At 26.3% G+C, this 15589-nt stretch carries 15 protein-coding genes; 1 reads left to right on the top strand and 14 read right to left on the bottom strand.

Annotated elements, in window-relative coordinates:
- Positions 1–5: 5 nt before the first annotated feature.
- The 9 genes from RATSFB_RS01425 to RATSFB_RS01385 all read right to left on the bottom strand — a co-directional run bounded on the left by RATSFB_RS01425 (position 6) and on the right by RATSFB_RS01385 (position 8847).
- Entirely contained in the window at positions 6–1385 is a 1380-nt protein-coding gene (locus RATSFB_RS01425; RefSeq protein ID WP_044035484.1) for a V-type ATP synthase subunit B, read from the bottom strand.
- A complete protein-coding gene (locus RATSFB_RS01420) occupies positions 1378–3156 on the bottom strand; it encodes a V-type ATP synthase subunit A (RefSeq protein ID WP_014094278.1) in 1779 nt (592 codons plus the stop codon). The genes RATSFB_RS01425 and RATSFB_RS01420 overlap by 8 nt, the downstream gene beginning before the upstream one ends.
- A 16-nt stretch (positions 3157–3172) precedes the next feature.
- Positions 3173–3487: a V-type ATP synthase subunit F gene (locus RATSFB_RS01415; RefSeq protein ID WP_014094277.1), complete on the bottom strand. Its 315-nt coding sequence runs from the start codon at positions 3485–3487 to the stop codon at positions 3173–3175.
- Entirely contained in the window at positions 3480–4481 is a 1002-nt protein-coding gene (locus RATSFB_RS01410) for a V-type ATP synthase subunit C (RefSeq protein ID WP_044035483.1), read from the bottom strand. The genes RATSFB_RS01415 and RATSFB_RS01410 overlap by 8 nt, the downstream gene beginning before the upstream one ends.
- Before the next feature lie 11 nt (positions 4482–4492).
- Positions 4493–5071 carry a V-type ATP synthase subunit E gene (locus tag RATSFB_RS01405; RefSeq protein ID WP_014094275.1) on the bottom strand — a complete coding sequence of 193 codons (579 nt, stop codon included), beginning with the start codon at positions 5069–5071 and terminating at the stop codon, positions 4493–4495.
- Between the two features lie 19 nt (positions 5072–5090).
- A complete protein-coding gene (locus RATSFB_RS01400) occupies positions 5091–5579 on the bottom strand; it encodes a V-type ATP synthase subunit K (RefSeq protein ID WP_014094274.1) in 489 nt (162 codons plus the stop codon).
- 26 nt (positions 5580–5605) lie between these two features.
- Positions 5606–7591: a V-type ATP synthase subunit I gene (locus RATSFB_RS01395; RefSeq protein ID WP_014094273.1), complete on the bottom strand. Its 1986-nt coding sequence runs from the start codon at positions 7589–7591 to the stop codon at positions 5606–5608.
- Complete coding sequence (locus tag RATSFB_RS01390) at positions 7578–7895, bottom strand: hypothetical protein (protein ID WP_014094272.1); 318 nt, start codon at positions 7893–7895, stop codon at positions 7578–7580. Before RATSFB_RS01390 ends, RATSFB_RS01395 begins: the two co-directional genes overlap by 14 nt.
- A gap of 247 nt (positions 7896–8142) precedes the next feature.
- Positions 8143–8847: a zinc dependent phospholipase C family protein gene (locus RATSFB_RS01385; protein ID WP_014094271.1), complete on the bottom strand. Its 705-nt coding sequence runs from the start codon at positions 8845–8847 to the stop codon at positions 8143–8145.
- Positions 8848–9157: 310 nt separating this feature from the next.
- Here RATSFB_RS01385 and spoVB point away from each other — a divergent pair, with 310 nt between their 5' ends.
- On the top strand, positions 9158–10672 hold the full coding sequence (spoVB, locus tag RATSFB_RS01380) for a stage V sporulation protein B (RefSeq protein ID WP_044035482.1): 1515 nt from the start codon (positions 9158–9160) through the stop codon (positions 10670–10672).
- A 19-nt stretch (positions 10673–10691) separates the two neighbouring features.
- Here spoVB and RATSFB_RS01375 read toward each other — a convergent pair whose 3' ends face one another.
- The 5 genes from RATSFB_RS01375 to RATSFB_RS01360 all read right to left on the bottom strand — a co-directional run bounded on the left by RATSFB_RS01375 (position 10692) and on the right by RATSFB_RS01360 (position 15550).
- Positions 10692–12326, bottom strand: a complete 1635-nt coding sequence (locus RATSFB_RS01375) for a putative polysaccharide biosynthesis protein (RefSeq protein ID WP_014094268.1) — start codon at positions 12324–12326, stop codon at positions 10692–10694.
- 13 nt (positions 12327–12339) lie between these two features.
- Positions 12340–13323, bottom strand: a complete 984-nt coding sequence (locus tag RATSFB_RS01370) for a pseudouridine synthase (protein ID WP_014094267.1) — start codon at positions 13321–13323, stop codon at positions 12340–12342.
- A 13-nt stretch (positions 13324–13336) separates the two neighbouring features.
- Positions 13337–14521, bottom strand: a complete 1185-nt coding sequence (locus RATSFB_RS01365; protein WP_014094266.1) for a M20 metallopeptidase family protein — start codon at positions 14519–14521, stop codon at positions 13337–13339.
- A gap of 111 nt (positions 14522–14632) precedes the next feature.
- Positions 14633–14797, bottom strand: coding sequence for a hypothetical protein (locus tag RATSFB_RS07390; RefSeq protein WP_014094265.1), 165 nt, complete (start codon positions 14795–14797; stop codon positions 14633–14635).
- A 339-nt stretch (positions 14798–15136) separates the two neighbouring features.
- Positions 15137–15550: a hypothetical protein gene (locus RATSFB_RS01360; protein ID WP_014094264.1), complete on the bottom strand. Its 414-nt coding sequence runs from the start codon at positions 15548–15550 to the stop codon at positions 15137–15139.
- Between the last annotated feature and the right edge of the window lie 39 nt (positions 15551–15589).

Below are 15589 nucleotides of genomic sequence, written 5' to 3'. Positions count from 1 at the left end.
CATCCTTAAGTTTGATCTTTTTCTAAGTATTTATCTAAATACTCATCTCTAATTCTTTTAAGCTCTGATTTTGGAATAATTCTCAATAATTCCCAACCTAATTTCAAAGTTTCTTCTATAGATCTATTTGCATCAAATCCTTGATTTAAATATCTACCTTCAAATACCTCCGCAAATTTAGCGTATTTTAAATCAACTTCTGATAATGCCGATTCTCCGAGTATAGCAGATAATTCCTTAGCTTGCTTACCTTGAGAATATGCAGAAAATAATTGATTCATAGTATCTGCATGATCCTCTCTTGTTTTACCTTTACCAATTCCCTTATCTTTAAGTCTAGATAAAGAAGGTAATACATCTATAGGAGGAAATATACCCTTTTTATATAATTCCTTAGACAAAATTATCTGTCCCTCGGTTATATACCCAGTCAAATCAGGAATTGGATGGGTTTTATCCTCTTCCGGCATAGTAAGAATAGGTATCTGAGTTATCGATCCTAACTTCCCCTTTAATCTACCAGCTCTTTCATATATATTAGATAAATCAGTATACAAATATCCAGGATATCCTCTTCTTCCAGGGACCTCTTTTCTAGCTGCAGATACTTCCCTAAGAGCCTCTGCATAATTAGTCATATCGGTCATTATAACAAGTACATGCATTCCTTTATCATAAGCTAGATATTCTGCACATGTTAATGCCATTTTAGGAGTAGCTATTCTTTCTATAGCAGGATCATTAGCTAAATTCATAAATAATACAGATTTATCTATAGATCCAGTTTCTGTAAAATCATCTATAAAAAACTGTGCTTCCTCAAATGTTATACCCATAGCTGCAAAAACAATAGCAAACTTAGAATCTGAATTTAGAACTTTTGCTTGCCTAGCAATTTGTGCAGCCAATTGAGAATGTGGCAATCCTGAAGCAGAGAATACTGGTAATTTCTGACCTCTAACTAAAGTATTTAAATGATCTATTGCTGATATACCAGTTTGTATAAATTCCGATGGATAGTCTCTAGCAACAGGGTTTATAGCTATTCCATTTATATCTCTCTTAAATTCAGGAATTATGTCAGCACCATTATCTTTCGGCTTACCCATACCATCAAAAATCCTACCTAACATATCTTCAGATACGCCCAATTGCAGTGGTTTTGCTAAAAATTTACACTTAGCCGTATAAGGAGATATCCCACTAGAACCTTCAAAAATCTGAACCATAGCTTTTGATCCATTAACTTCTAATACCTTACCTCTTCTTTTTTCACCATTACCAAGTTGTATATCCACCAATTCATCATATTTTACTCCAGATACTCCATCTACCATCATAAGTGGTCCTACAACTTCTCTAATAGTGCTATACTCTTTAATCACCAACTAGTCCCTCCTTTTCAATTAAATTTTTCATCTCTATTTCTAAATCTCTAATTACATCATCAATTTTATTTATATCTTTTTCTGGTATATATTTTAATCTTGATATTCTATCTCTTATAGGTAATTCTAATATTTTTTCTAAATAAACTCCTGAATCTAAAGCTATTTCTGCCTGAAACCTAAATTTTAATATTGCTGATAACATTTTATATTGTTTTCCAATTGATGAAAACGTATCAATTTCATGGAAACCATTCTGCTGCAAATAATCCTCCCTAATAGATTTAGCAGACTCTAATTTTAATCTATCTTTATCAGATAAAGCATCAATACCGACCAACCTAACTATTTCATCTAATTGTGATTCTTCCTGTAATAATTCCATAGCTTGTGATCTCATAGTATTCCAATTACTATAAATATTATTTTTCCCAATTGATTCTCCTACAGTATCTGCGTATAAAGAGTATGAATTCAACCAATTTATAGCTGGAAAATGCCTTTTATAAGCTAATTGAGCATCTAATCCCCAAAAAACTTTAACAATTCTTAAAGTTGCTTGTGTAACTGGCTCAGATAAGTCTCCTCCCGGAGGTGATACTGCTCCAATAGCCGTAATAGCACCAATTCTTTCGTCCCTACCAAAACATACTACTTTACCAGCTCTCTCATAAAACTCAGCCAATCTAGATCCTAAATATGCAGGATATCCCTCATCTCCTGGCATTTCTTCAAGTCTACCTGACATTTCTCTTAAAGCTTCCGCCCATCTTGAGGTCGAATCAGCCATAATTGAAACAGAATATCCCATATCTCTAAAATATTCTGCTATTGTTATTCCTGTATAAATACATGCTTCTCGAGCAGCAACTGGCATATTAGATGTATTTGCAATTAAAACAGTGCGTTTCATAATACTCTGATTTGTCTTAGGATCTATAAGTTCAGGAAATTCCATTAAAACATCAGTCATTTCATTTCCTCTTTCACCGCATCCTACATATACAACTATATCAGAATCTCCCCATTTAGCAATTTGATGTTGAACTACAGTTTTACCTGCACCAAATGGACCAGGAACTGATGCACTACCACCTTTACTAACAGGAAAAAACGTATCTATTATCCTCTGACCAGTTATTAACGGTTCTTCAGGTTTTAGTTTTTTAATGTAAGGTCTTCCTTTCCTTACAGGCCATTTTTGTAACATTTTTATTTCTCTGTCACCACTATCTGTACTTATTACACATATGGTTTCCATAATATTGAATTTACCTGTTCTTATTTCTTTAATTACTCCTGTTACATCATAAGGTACCATTATTTTATGTAATATCACTGATGTTTCCTGTACAGTACCTATTATATCTCCTGTAGAAACTTTATCACCAACATTAACACTCTGCTTAAAATCCCATATCTTTTCTCTATTTAAAGAGAATAACTCTATACCTCTCTCTAAAAAACTTGAATCAGATACATTTGCATATTCTTCCAATGGTCTTTGTATTCCATCAAACATTGACTCTAATAATCCCGGTCCCAATTCAACACTAAGTGGTTCACCAGTTGATATAACTTCATCTCCAGGACCTATTCCAGATGTTTCTTCATATACCTGTATAGAAACGTTATTATATCTAATCTCTATAACTTCACCTATTAGTTTCTTTTTACCAACCTTTACAACATCATAAACCTTAACATCATCTAAACCCTCCGCAACAACTAATGGTCCAGCAACTTTAATAATTTTACCATTACTCAAACTTTATATCTCCTTTCTATAAAATATTTATACCTATGGCCTTTTCAACATTTTCATTTATCCTTGAAATACCAATACCTAAACTTCCTTGACTATTTGGTATTAAAACTATAACTGGAAGGTAACATTTTTGATATCTATCTATTAAATCTAATACATGTTGGGCTATATTTTCAGTAATAAATATAACACCGTAATTCTTAGCTACCATCTTTTTTATAAGTTGAGTAACCTCACCTATATCTCCTTCTTCACAAGAAAAAGTTTCAATACCTAAAGATTTAAAAGAAAATATTGAATCTTTATCACCTATAACTCCAACTTTATACATAGCCTAATATTAACCTCCCCTTTATAGTCTCCGAAGGAATATTATTGATTTTTCCCATTATAATAAGTCTAACATTTCTTATTTCAGTTTCTTTAGCATTAATATAACCTATTATTGGTGATAATCCAGATGTATATATCTTTTGATTTTTAAGAAAATTCATTAAATAATTATCTAATTCTATTTCTAATAAACCAACGTCATCATCATTAATAAATTTTTCAATTCCATTTTTAATATATTTATATATCTCAATATCAGAAAATCTTATTAATAAATTATCATTACTTTCTAAAAATAATAATTTTATCTTTTCTAAATCTATACTTCCCGGTACACAAACCACACTACCTAATATTTTCTTATCTAATTTAAGTTTTTTAATCCTAAAAATCGTCTTAATATTAAATATATCAATTAATTTATCCGCATAATTAATTAAAAAATTATCTCCAATTTCATATACCTTTTGTTTTAGATCTTCAAACATAAACTTATCTAACATAATATCTATATTAGTAATATCTCTATTATGATCAAAGTCGTTTACCAAAAATTTGATAATATTTTTAATTCTTTCATTTAAATATCTATAATTGTCATTATATAAAGCTTCATATATACCTAAATTATTAATACTATTAAATTCAAATATTAAATTAGATAAATTAATATTTAGAAACTTACTTTTTAACATTACCTTTAAATTATTATAAAAATACTTTAATGTAAAAACATCAATTAAATTACTATTTGAAAGTATATAACTCATCTCATTAAACAAGTTTTTTAACTCTTTCATAAGTATTTTTTCATAGTTTAAATGATCAATTACTTCTGATGTATTCTTACTATAATTAGTTTCAGATAGCATCCTAAATAATTCATTCATATTATTGGTTGAAAGCATTCTATCTATAATTAAATTATCTATTAACTTTTTCTCATATACTCTGATTTTAGGCATAACATCTAAATACGAATATTTATACACACTATACCTCCTCAATCAAACAAAATTTTAGATACTTCAAATTCAATTTCTTCTCTAACAAATTCCATTATTACTTCAAAAGAATAATTTATAATACTACCATCTTTTTCTAAAATAAAACCACCTTTTAAAGCATCAGATGGTTTTATTTTTGTTAATGTAAACTTATAACTATTAAAGTTAATTAAGTCTTCAAAATCATGTTTATTATAAGTTAAAGGTATTATTAATGCATATTCCCCTTCTAAATCTAAATTTTTAAAGGTATTGTTAATATATTTTTTAAACTCTATTTCATTTAGCTTTGTTAATATTTCTAATGATTCAAAAAATATTTCATCCAAAATTTGTTTTTTAGCCCCTAATATATTTTTTCTAATATTGGATTCAGATTTAGAAATTATATTATTTTTTAACTGAATTCCATCATTATGAGCCTTAGAAATTATTTTTTCCTTCGCTTTATTTGCTTCAATAAGTTTATTATTTACTATTTTATCAGCTTCTTCTTTAGCCTTATTTACTATTTCATTTTTTTTGACTTCAGCATCATTTATAATTCTATTAACCAACTTTTTACAATTTGACATACTTTAGATCACTCCAAATCTATTTAAAAAATAAAACCATAAATAATGAAGCAACAAATCCTAAAACAGCATAAGTTTCAACAAGTGTAGCATATATTACACCCTTAGTTGTATGCTTAGGATTTTTAGCTAGTATTTGCACAGCTGCTGCACAAACTTTACCTTGAGCTATACCAGAAAACAATCCTGTTAATCCCATAGGTAATCCAGCCATTAAAAATTGAAACCCTTGTAAAACTGATGGAAATTGAGTATCGAAAACACCTGAATTAAGAAATATTAACAATGCAATAACAAATCCAAATAAACCTTGAGTTCCTGGTAATGCTGTTAATAATATTGTTTGACCAAATTTTTCTGGTTCTTCAGATAATAATCCAGCAGAAGCTTGACCTGCAATAGACACCCCTTTAGCTGATCCAGTTCCTGATAATCCAACACATAAAGCTGCTCCTAATAAAGCTAATATTAAACCCCCATATTGTACTAAAAAATCTGAAAATGTCATATTTTTTCCTCCTATTTAAACAATTATTATTTTTTAATTCTTATATATTCATCTGTATATTTAAACGGTGTGAATTTCCTTCCACCACCTGAATAGAATTTTCCAAAAAACTCTAAATATTGTAACCTAGACGAGTGTACATAAGTTCCCAATGCATTTATACCTAAGTTAAATAAATGAAGTGGTATTAAAAGAATTGGTGTTATTACTATATTAAATGGAAATGGTATTAATCCACCCATTATATTAAAAGCATTAGCAATAAATCCAGATGCTAATCCTAAAGCTAATAATCTAGAATATGAAATTATATCTCCTAAATAAGAACTTATTCCATAAACTCCATATACTCCACCGCCTATTTTCCCAACCAAGGTTTCTGCTTCCCTTCCTTGGGTAAATAGTAAAATTATTATTCCTAAAACAATAATAATACCAGAAATTTGGGGTGTAATAAATATTACAATATCTTTCAATGCAAACATAATAACCCCACCAAGAATCATCATCCATGGTAAAACATCGTATAAGATATCTATTATTTTCCCATTTTTAAAATATACTATTGCTTTCATAATTAAACCTACAACTAAATGTACAAACCCAAATGCAATAGCAATCAAAAATATTTTCATTATATCTTTATTTACATCAAGCAATACAGGCACATTAATGTTAAAATATCTTACTAAAAAATCGCCAAAGTATGCCCCATACAGCACACCCCATATAGTAGTAGATATACCTGCAAATATAAATAATCTATAACTATCCCTTTTTTCTTTAGTCTTAGATTTAGTATATAAAAATATTGAAATTAATAACATTAAAATTCCATATCCTGCATCCGCAAGCATCATCCCAAAAAATACTATAAAAAATATGGATATTACAGGGGATGGATCTACCTCACTATATATAGGATAACTATACATTTCAACAACAGACTCAAAAGGTGACGATATACATCCATTACTTAACTTTACTGGTACATCAAGTACATCTTCATCACTTATCTCTTCAATATCTAAATAAAAATCAAAGTTTTTAATATTAGATAAACATTTCTCTAAATTTACTACATTATCGCTTTCTAAATATCCCTGTGATATTACAACAAAATCACTTCTCATAAACTTTTGAAATAAATGCGATTTTTCTTTATTTGAATTGAAATATTCATAAGCATACTGTAATTCCAAATAACTGTTTGAATATTTTTCTATACTTTTTTTCAATTTATTTTTTTCAACTAATATATCTTTTTTATCTTTTTCAAGTCTGTTTATACATTCGTTAATACTACAATCATAATTAAATGTCTGAAAATTAAATCCTCTTTGCTTTAAAAATTCTAATGCTTCATTCTTAAAATCATTATAAATTATGATTAAAAAGTATGACTCCTTTTGTGTAGAATTAATTAAATCAATAAATGAATATTCAAAATCTTGTTCAAATTTAGTTAATACTTCTGTCTCAAATTGTTTAGAAATACTACCTAAAAAACATGTAGAATACTTTAATTTGTTATAATTTTTAATATTTCCCTCTAAATTTCTCCAGTACTTTGCTATATCTATTTCAGTCTCACATCTTAAATATTCTGAATCCAACTCTGCTATTCTACTATCTATTTTTTTTAAATCATCGTATATTTTTTCCCAATTATTATTTTTCATATACTCTACAAGCTTAATATATTCTATTTCTATTTTATCGTCTATTAATGTTTTAAATATTGATTTTTTAGTTGCATAAGGTTTTAAAATGTCTAAACAATACCTTAATTTATTTAAATTTTGATCAAAAATTGCACTCTGACTATCTAACTCCAAGCACTTTAATTTATCTAATGTGTTTAATAATTCATTATCTTCTCTAATGTTTGTTGTATATTTTTCAAAACCATTAAATTCTAATCCGCCAAACGCTTGTAATGCATTTAAAACCGTTTCCTTATCCTTTTCTAGAAAATATAAGGAAAATTTTTTCATTTTAACTATCGCCATAAATAATAATCTCCTGTATTATCTTATTTATAGCTAATTGTTTTTTATTATCAGAAACATTAGATATTTTCGATACATCGCATTTCATTTCTGAACTTTCAGCTATATTTTTACCTTGATTTTCATAATCTTGTACTATTTTTTTGTATTCTTCATTAGCTAAATCAATTATTCTATTATACTCATCGTTAGCTTTAACCACAGCATCATTGAGTATTTTTTTACTATCATCTCTAGATTTATCTAAAATCAAAGTTGCTTGTTCTTCAGCACGTTGTATCTCTCGAATGATGTCAATATTCATAAAATTATCACCTCAATTTTATAAATTAATATTAGAAATAGAATATACAATAATTTTAGGTAATATTACTGATTTTTTATATTCATTTTAATTTATTTTTACCCAAAAATAAATTAAATAATCTAGTAAATTTTAAGCAACTAACTACTATAATACACTACTCAAAATAAAAATACAATTCTAATACAATTCTCATTATATATGACAAAATAGGAGATATCCTAATAAATATTAGAATATCTCCTATTTAAATTATATTATTTATTCTCTCATATATATCAACTAAAAACCCAGCTGTAGTTTCATGTGCTCTTCTCAAAATTTCGCAAGATATATTCATATATCTTTTTTCTCTATCTTTTATATTTTTATTAATAATATTAATTTTTTGAGAAAAAGCTATATTTTTTATAATATAATCCTCAACTCTATTAAATCTTTGAATCCCTGTTTCTATCTTAAACTTGTTTTCATCATATATTTTAGATACTATCCAAAGTTCAAAATTCCTATGTTCATTAAATAAATCCCCACTCCCATGTTGAGGAACTGTAGAATCTTGTATAAGGTGTAGGCAAACCCCTACATAAAACATACACTTCTCAATTTGATTCTTATCTAAATAATACATAGCTGTTCTATAATATTTTTTAAATTCATTTAAAAGATCAGAGAAACCATATAATCCCTTTAAAGTATCTATATTATAAAAATGGTTACTACTTTTATAATCCTGATCTGCCCATACAACTCCATCATTTATAAAATCTATATATTTTTTTATAAAAATACTAATATTATATAAACTTTCATTATTCAATATCTGTATAGAATTATTATTTATAAATTTATGTGTAATACAATTGGTTTTCATCAGCATTTTCTTGATAGGATTTGTAATATCCATTATCTTTTTTATCGCTCTTCCATATGTTAATTCAACTCTGCCCATAAACCTTCCCCTCTCACTCGATATGAATTACCTTCCATATATTAAGCTTGAATTTATTTAATAAATTAATTCACTATTTGAAATAGCAAATTGATAACAATCATCAAAATTATATCAAATAACTAAAATAATCTCCACAATTATTTTAAAATATCTGTTTATTCATACGCAATTCTATTTAATATGTTTTTAATACTTATTACGTATTATTAAATAAAAACATTATCCCTAAATTTAATTAAGAATAAAAATTTTTTTCTATAATAACTTTTAATATATACACAATGTTCTGTAAAAGGAGGGATAATTTTTGCAAAAAGAAAATTTCTATAAAAAATCATTTATATTAAGTTCTTCAAATATATTAACAGGTATTCTTGGATTTGTATTTTCAATTATTTTATCAAAAGAACTTGGAGCTGAAGCATTAGGGCTGTATGGTCTCCTTATGCCTATATACAATCTTTTCATATGTTTAATGTGTGGAGGTATACTTGCATCAATATCAAGATTAACATCAATATATTTCGATAATAAACACTTTAATAAGGCTAATCTAACAATTAAAACATCGATGATATTTACTTTAATATGGTCTTTAATAATTGCAACAATTGTATATACTCTAGCACCTATTATTGCTAAATTTATAATAAAAGACATTAGAATAATTACTTCTATTAAGATAATTTGTCCTGCTATGCTATTTATTTCCATTTCAAACATACTAAAAGGATATTTTTACGGTACATCTCAAATAAATATACCTTCTGTAATTGATATATTAGAAAAATCTATACGTATCTTGGTATTAATAATAGTTATCAAATCATTCAATCTAAAAACCGTAGAATCAACTGTAACTGCCGCATATATATCAATCTGCATAGGTGAATTTTTAAGTTATGTTTTTCTATACTCTTACTATAGAAAAGTAAAAAATAAACATAAGGATAGCACAACCGTATCTACTTCTAAGAGAAGATTATTAAAAGATATGCTTAAAATAGCATTCCCATTATCTATAAATGGATTGATTACAACAACATTAAGTACCATTACATCACTTATACTTCCTAGAAGACTTATTAAATCTGGTCTTAATTATACACAGGCACTATCTGTTATAGGTAAATTCAATAGTATGGCTCTAAACATTGTATTATTTCCACTTATAATAATAAGTTCTATTTCCAGCTTGTTAATTCCAGATTTATCAAAATCCATAAGTAAAAACGAAATTAAATATGCCGAAAATAGAATACGTGAAGTTATAAAAATATCATTTATACTTGGACTTGCTACTATGGTTATATGCTTTGTAATCCCAGATGAATTATCATATATGTTCTATAGAAGAACTGACTTAGGATCATATATAGGATTTGCAAGTATAGTAACTCCTACATTTTTCATTTCAATGACTACATATAGCATTTTAAATGGACTTGGTAAACAAAATAAAATATTATTAAACTCTTTAATATGCTCAACCATAGAAATTTTAATTATATATGTATTAGCTGGTTTTACAAAAATAAATATATTTAGCTATGCTATAGCACTAATAGTTGATTCATGTTTATCTATAATTTTAAATATTAGAGAAATTAAAAAAACCGTTAAAATTAAACCAGAAATATCAAAATATATCATTTATATACTCCTAAGCATACTTATGATATTAGTTCTATACTTAATAAAATCTTATATACCGCCTAAATTTGATCTTATACAAAATATATTAATAATTTTCTGTGGATTTAGTGTATTCGCAGTAACTTTAGCACGTGATATAAGACGCCGTCCATTTAATGTTAAATAAAAAAATAATGAGTAAATTCCTAACTTAAGAATTTACTCATTATTTTTTGAGGAATAATTTTTAATATAGATGGTGGTATGAATTCTAAATCCTCTTTTTTGAAATATTTTAGAAAAACTATAGATACAAAATAAACTATAAATCCTAATACTACTACTAAGCCAAAAATTAAGTATTTAATCACAATAGAATCACTATTCATAAATATCAATGAATTTAATTCATAAAATACTATTATAAAAATTCCCATTATAATAGATGATATGAATGGTTTTATACTATTCAAAAAATTTCTACTACTAAACCCTATATATTTTTTAATTAGAATACTATTTATAATCATTGGTACTAAAAATCCAATGATACTTCCAATAACAGCTCCATTTATATTTATACTTGGTATACCGACCAATATATAGTTACTTACCAATTTTAGCAATACTCCAATAAATAAAGTTGTAAATATAGAATAAAATTTATTTAATCCTTGAAGTATAGTAGTTTGAATCTGCACGATAGACATAAATATTACAAGGCTTGATCCATATAACATCAATGTATATCCACTACTATAATCTTTTGAAAATAAAATAAGATATATATACTTACTAAGAATAGCTAACGCAACACATGATGGTATCGATATTAATAAACTTATCTTCAATGCAAATCTTATTTTCTTAAATAAATTATTTTTATCATTGAGTACAACAGATCTAACTAAACTTGGTATAACAGCCGCAGACAAAGCTGCAATAATAGCAAGTGGTACATATATAAGTGTTTTATATTTCCCAAGTAACCCATACAAAATATCACTAGTTGAATTATTAAACCCAGAAAATATAAGCCTATTTTTAACAAGAGCCAAATCTATTACAGCACCTACATATTGTATTCCGGAAGTTAACATTACAGGTATACCATACTTAAGAAACGTAAATATTATGCTTTTTGTGGAATTCCTATCTCTTCTTTCAAGTTCACAATTTAAATAAGGCACCGATACACTCATACTATCTAATATTCTTTGTTTCCTCATAATTAAATATAAAAATATAATTGATATAATTGCACCAACTGTTGTACCGACTGTTCCACCAGCAGCCCCTAATTCCAAACTATTACTAACTAACATAAATGAACAAAATATACTTATTAAAATATTACACACTTGTTCAATTACTTGTGATAAAGCTATAGGAACCATATTTGATATACCTTGAAACAATCCCCTATATGCAGCTAGTATAGATGTAAAAAATATAGTTGGTGATAAAAATAAAATTCCCAAATACGCCCTATGACTCCCAATCAATAATGCAACAGGTCTAGCAATTAAAAATAAACCTATAGATCCTATAAGACCTATAATAAACAAAATTCTCTTTCCAATATGAAAAGTTTTTAAAACGTTTTGTGATTCATTAATTGCAACAAACTCTGCAATTTGCTTAGCTATAGCAATTTGCATTCCAGAATTTGTTATAACATATATTAAACTAAATATATCATAAGAAGCTAAATAAATACCATATCCTTCATCTCCAAGTATCCTTATAATTATCGGAACATATAAAAGAGATAAAATTTTTACAAGAATACTTGCAAAAGATAAAGATATAAAGCTCTTACCTGTAGATTGTTCTTCCATCTATGATATCCCTCTAAAAAATTATTTTAAATTCTTGTCTTACAATCCTTTTAAACTGTGATGTTAATGAACATAATATTAATTTATTATTTAAATAATTTAACATCATATTTTCATTTATTCCATTAAAATGCAATTTATATGCAAATAATAACTGGTTTTGTACACCATATTTATTAAAAAAATAATTTTTTAACTCCTTATTTCCATATTTTAAATCTCCAATTACTGGATTATTTAAAAACTTAAGGTGACTTCTTATTTGATGACTCCTTCCAGTTATTAATTTTATATCTAACAAACTAATTACACCATTTGTATCAATCATCTTAAGTTCCATTTTTATTTCTTTGGAATCCTGGACTTTGTAACCGTATACTATTGATTTATTTAATTTACTATCTTTTTTTATATATGCAGTATATATACCATCTTTTATCTTACCTTCAACAAGTACTTTATAATACTTAGAAATTTTTCTAAATTTAATAAGTTCACAAAGTTCCCTTGCAGCTACTCTATTTTTTCCAAATATAACCAGTCCATAAGTATTTCTATCTAATCTATTTACTGGGGATATATTAAAAGTTAAATTATCATCTAAATTTGTATTTCCTTTATTTGATAAATATATATTAACATCTCTAGTTAAATCTTTTTCATTTTTCCCATCTGAATGAACTAATGTATCAACATCTTTTATTGCAACTAAAATATTTGAATCTTCATAACATATTTTGGGTTTATTATATCCAATATACTCCTCTGCATCTATACTTTTATTATTATTCAAATCATAATAATAACCAAATATACTCAAAACATCATCTTCTTGTATTCTATAATTTATTTTTTGTTTTTTACCATTAACACGTATATTACCATTTCTTATATCTTTAAATATCAGATTTAACTCAACATTTTTAAATAATTTCCTTAAAAACCTATCTAATCTTTGGTCCTTTTCATTAAAACTAATTCTAATCTCTTGTTTCATTATTTCTCCAATCTTAATTATTTAAATAACTAAATGCTATTGCACTCTGAAGTGCAACCCCAATCACAAGCCCTTCTTCATCTACATCAAATAAACCTCCATGAGCTGGATGAACAATACCTCTTGATACATTTCTCGTACCTAAAAAATAAAAAAGTGATGGAATCTCTTGAGAAAAATATGCAAAACTTTCAACACCCATAGAAGGATTTATATCCATAGTTACATTCTCGCTACCTATTACCTTCTTAAATACTTTTTCTCCTAAGAATACCATTTTATCATCATTATATAAACATGGATATCCGTCAGTTACTTCAACATCAATATCAACTCTCATAGATGTAGCAATACCATTACATATCTCTTTTAATCTCTTAATTGACATTTCTCTATCTTCTTTGCTTAAGGTCCTAATAACACCTTCAAGTTCAACCTTCTCTGGAATAATATTAGGTGCTGTTCCACCACTAATTTTACCTACAGTCAAAACAGATGGATTATGTGGGCTAATTTCCCTACTTACAATAGTCTGAAGCAACATTACAAGATTACATCCAACAACTACAGGATCAATACAATCTTCTGGATGTGCCCCATGTCCCCCTCTACCTTTAATAATTATTTTAAAAGGATTAGAGGCAGCATTAACAACTCCATATTTCATTCCAATGTGACCTGAATCTATAAGCTCTGAAACATGTAACCCAACTATAGCATCAACTTTAGGATCTTCCAAAACACCATCTTTAATCATAAATTTAGCTCCACCTATAGTTTCTTCAGCTGGCTCAAAAATTAATTTTACATTACCATTAAATTTATCTCTATACTTAAGAAGCACTTTAGCTACGCTCATTAAAATCGATATATGTGCATCATGTCCACAAGCATGCATTTTACCAGAAATCTTCGAAGAATATTCAACATTTTTAAAATCATCTAAAGGAAGTGCATCCAAGTCAGATCTAAGTGCAATTGTTTTTCCTTCACTTTTCCCCCTAATAATAGCTACAATCCCTGTTCCTGATACAATTTTATTTTCAATTCCCAAACTATTTAAATAATTTGTTATAGTCTTACAAGTTTCAAACTCCTCAAATCCAGTTTCAGGATATTTATGAAAATGCCTCCTGTGATTTATAATTTCATCTCTCAATTTTCTCGCATCTTCTAAAAAATCTATACCATTAAACAAAAAACCAACTCCAAAATAAATTTATAAATAAATATTACAATACTAAACTGATTTTATCCATAAAAAATCTAAGTATTTTAAAAATACTTAGATACTATGTAAACAAATTATTTAATTATTTATAACTTGCTGATCTGAATTTTTATAGCTCTTCCCATTAAATACTTGTGCAAAAGGACAATCTTCAGTTGGATTTTCTTTACTCCCATTATAATATACACATTCTTTAAAACATTCTACAATTTCAACTGAAGTTGATAAAAAGTAACATTCCATACGTATATTCCCCCAAATATATTATATAATTTCTCAACTAAATAGTAATCATAAAAATCTTTTAATTAATTAAATCTAAATTACATCATTAAAATTTATGTAATGCAATTTTAACATATAATAAAATTATTTACGATATCTACAATAAAATTCATTTATTAATATAATATCATAAAAAAATACTAATAAACAATTTTTAGAATATTAAAATAAAAAAATAGGACCTTCTATTAATAAATAGATGATCCTATTAAGGGGGATTAGTGGAGAAATTATTATCTCCATTCACACTCATATTATTTCATTTTTTCAATAAAATTATACATATCTTAAAATAATTTACATATAACCTTTTTCTGAATTTACCTCTTCCATATAAAAATCTATGAATTTATTTATTATATGCGTGAATTCAATTCCTAATAAAGGCTTTAAGGAATTTAAAAAATTAATTACAATCTCAGTTTTATTATTAATTTCATCAAATATATTTTCTTTGTTATTTGGAATATTAACATTATTATTAATATCAAATCCATTAGATATTAACGAAAAAATATTATTCAAATTATCAATATCCATATTATTAAGTACGCCTATCATATTATTTAAATTTTTATACATATCATTAAAATTATTTGTTTGAAATCCTCTATTATAAAGATATGAATTAAAATTATTATCTATAAACCTATTATCATAACATCCATTTTCATATTCAATTTTATTATTATACTTTTTACGTTTTGACATAATAGCTACCTCCATATATATATTTAGGAGGGTAATAAA

The organism is Candidatus Arthromitus sp. SFB-rat-Yit, assembly GCF_000283555.1.
Classification (GTDB): domain Bacteria; phylum Bacillota; class Clostridia; order Clostridiales; family Clostridiaceae; genus Dwaynesavagella.
Note: the sequence above shows the minus strand (reverse complement) of the source record. Positions and strands in the feature narration are given on the sequence as shown.

Excerpts from the sequence above, each read along its gene's own strand:
- RATSFB_RS01415 (WP_014094277.1), bottom strand. The coding sequence starts at position 3,487 with ATGTATAAAGTTGGAGTTATAGGTGATAAAGATTCAATATTTTCTTTT.
- RATSFB_RS01360 (WP_014094264.1), bottom strand. The coding sequence starts at position 15,550 with ATGTCAAAACGTAAAAAGTATAATAATAAAATTGAATATGAAAATGGA.
- RATSFB_RS07390 (WP_014094265.1), bottom strand. The coding sequence starts at position 14,797 with ATGGAATGTTACTTTTTATCAACTTCAGTTGAAATTGTAGAATGTTTT.
- RATSFB_RS01375 (WP_014094268.1), bottom strand. The coding sequence starts at position 12,326 with ATGGAAGAACAATCTACAGGTAAGAGCTTTATATCTTTATCTTTTGCA.
- RATSFB_RS01390 (WP_014094272.1), bottom strand. The coding sequence starts at position 7,895 with ATGAATATTGACATCATTCGAGAGATACAACGTGCTGAAGAACAAGCA.
- RATSFB_RS01395 (WP_014094273.1), bottom strand. The coding sequence starts at position 7,591 with ATGGCGATAGTTAAAATGAAAAAATTTTCCTTATATTTTCTAGAAAAG.
- RATSFB_RS01400 (WP_014094274.1), bottom strand. The coding sequence starts at position 5,579 with ATGACATTTTCAGATTTTTTAGTACAATATGGGGGTTTAATATTAGCT.
- RATSFB_RS01405 (WP_014094275.1), bottom strand. The coding sequence starts at position 5,071 with ATGTCAAATTGTAAAAAGTTGGTTAATAGAATTATAAATGATGCTGAA.
- RATSFB_RS01385 (WP_014094271.1), bottom strand. The coding sequence starts at position 8,847 with ATGGGCAGAGTTGAATTAACATATGGAAGAGCGATAAAAAAGATAATG.
- RATSFB_RS01370 (WP_014094267.1), bottom strand. The coding sequence starts at position 13,323 with ATGAAACAAGAGATTAGAATTAGTTTTAATGAAAAGGACCAAAGATTA.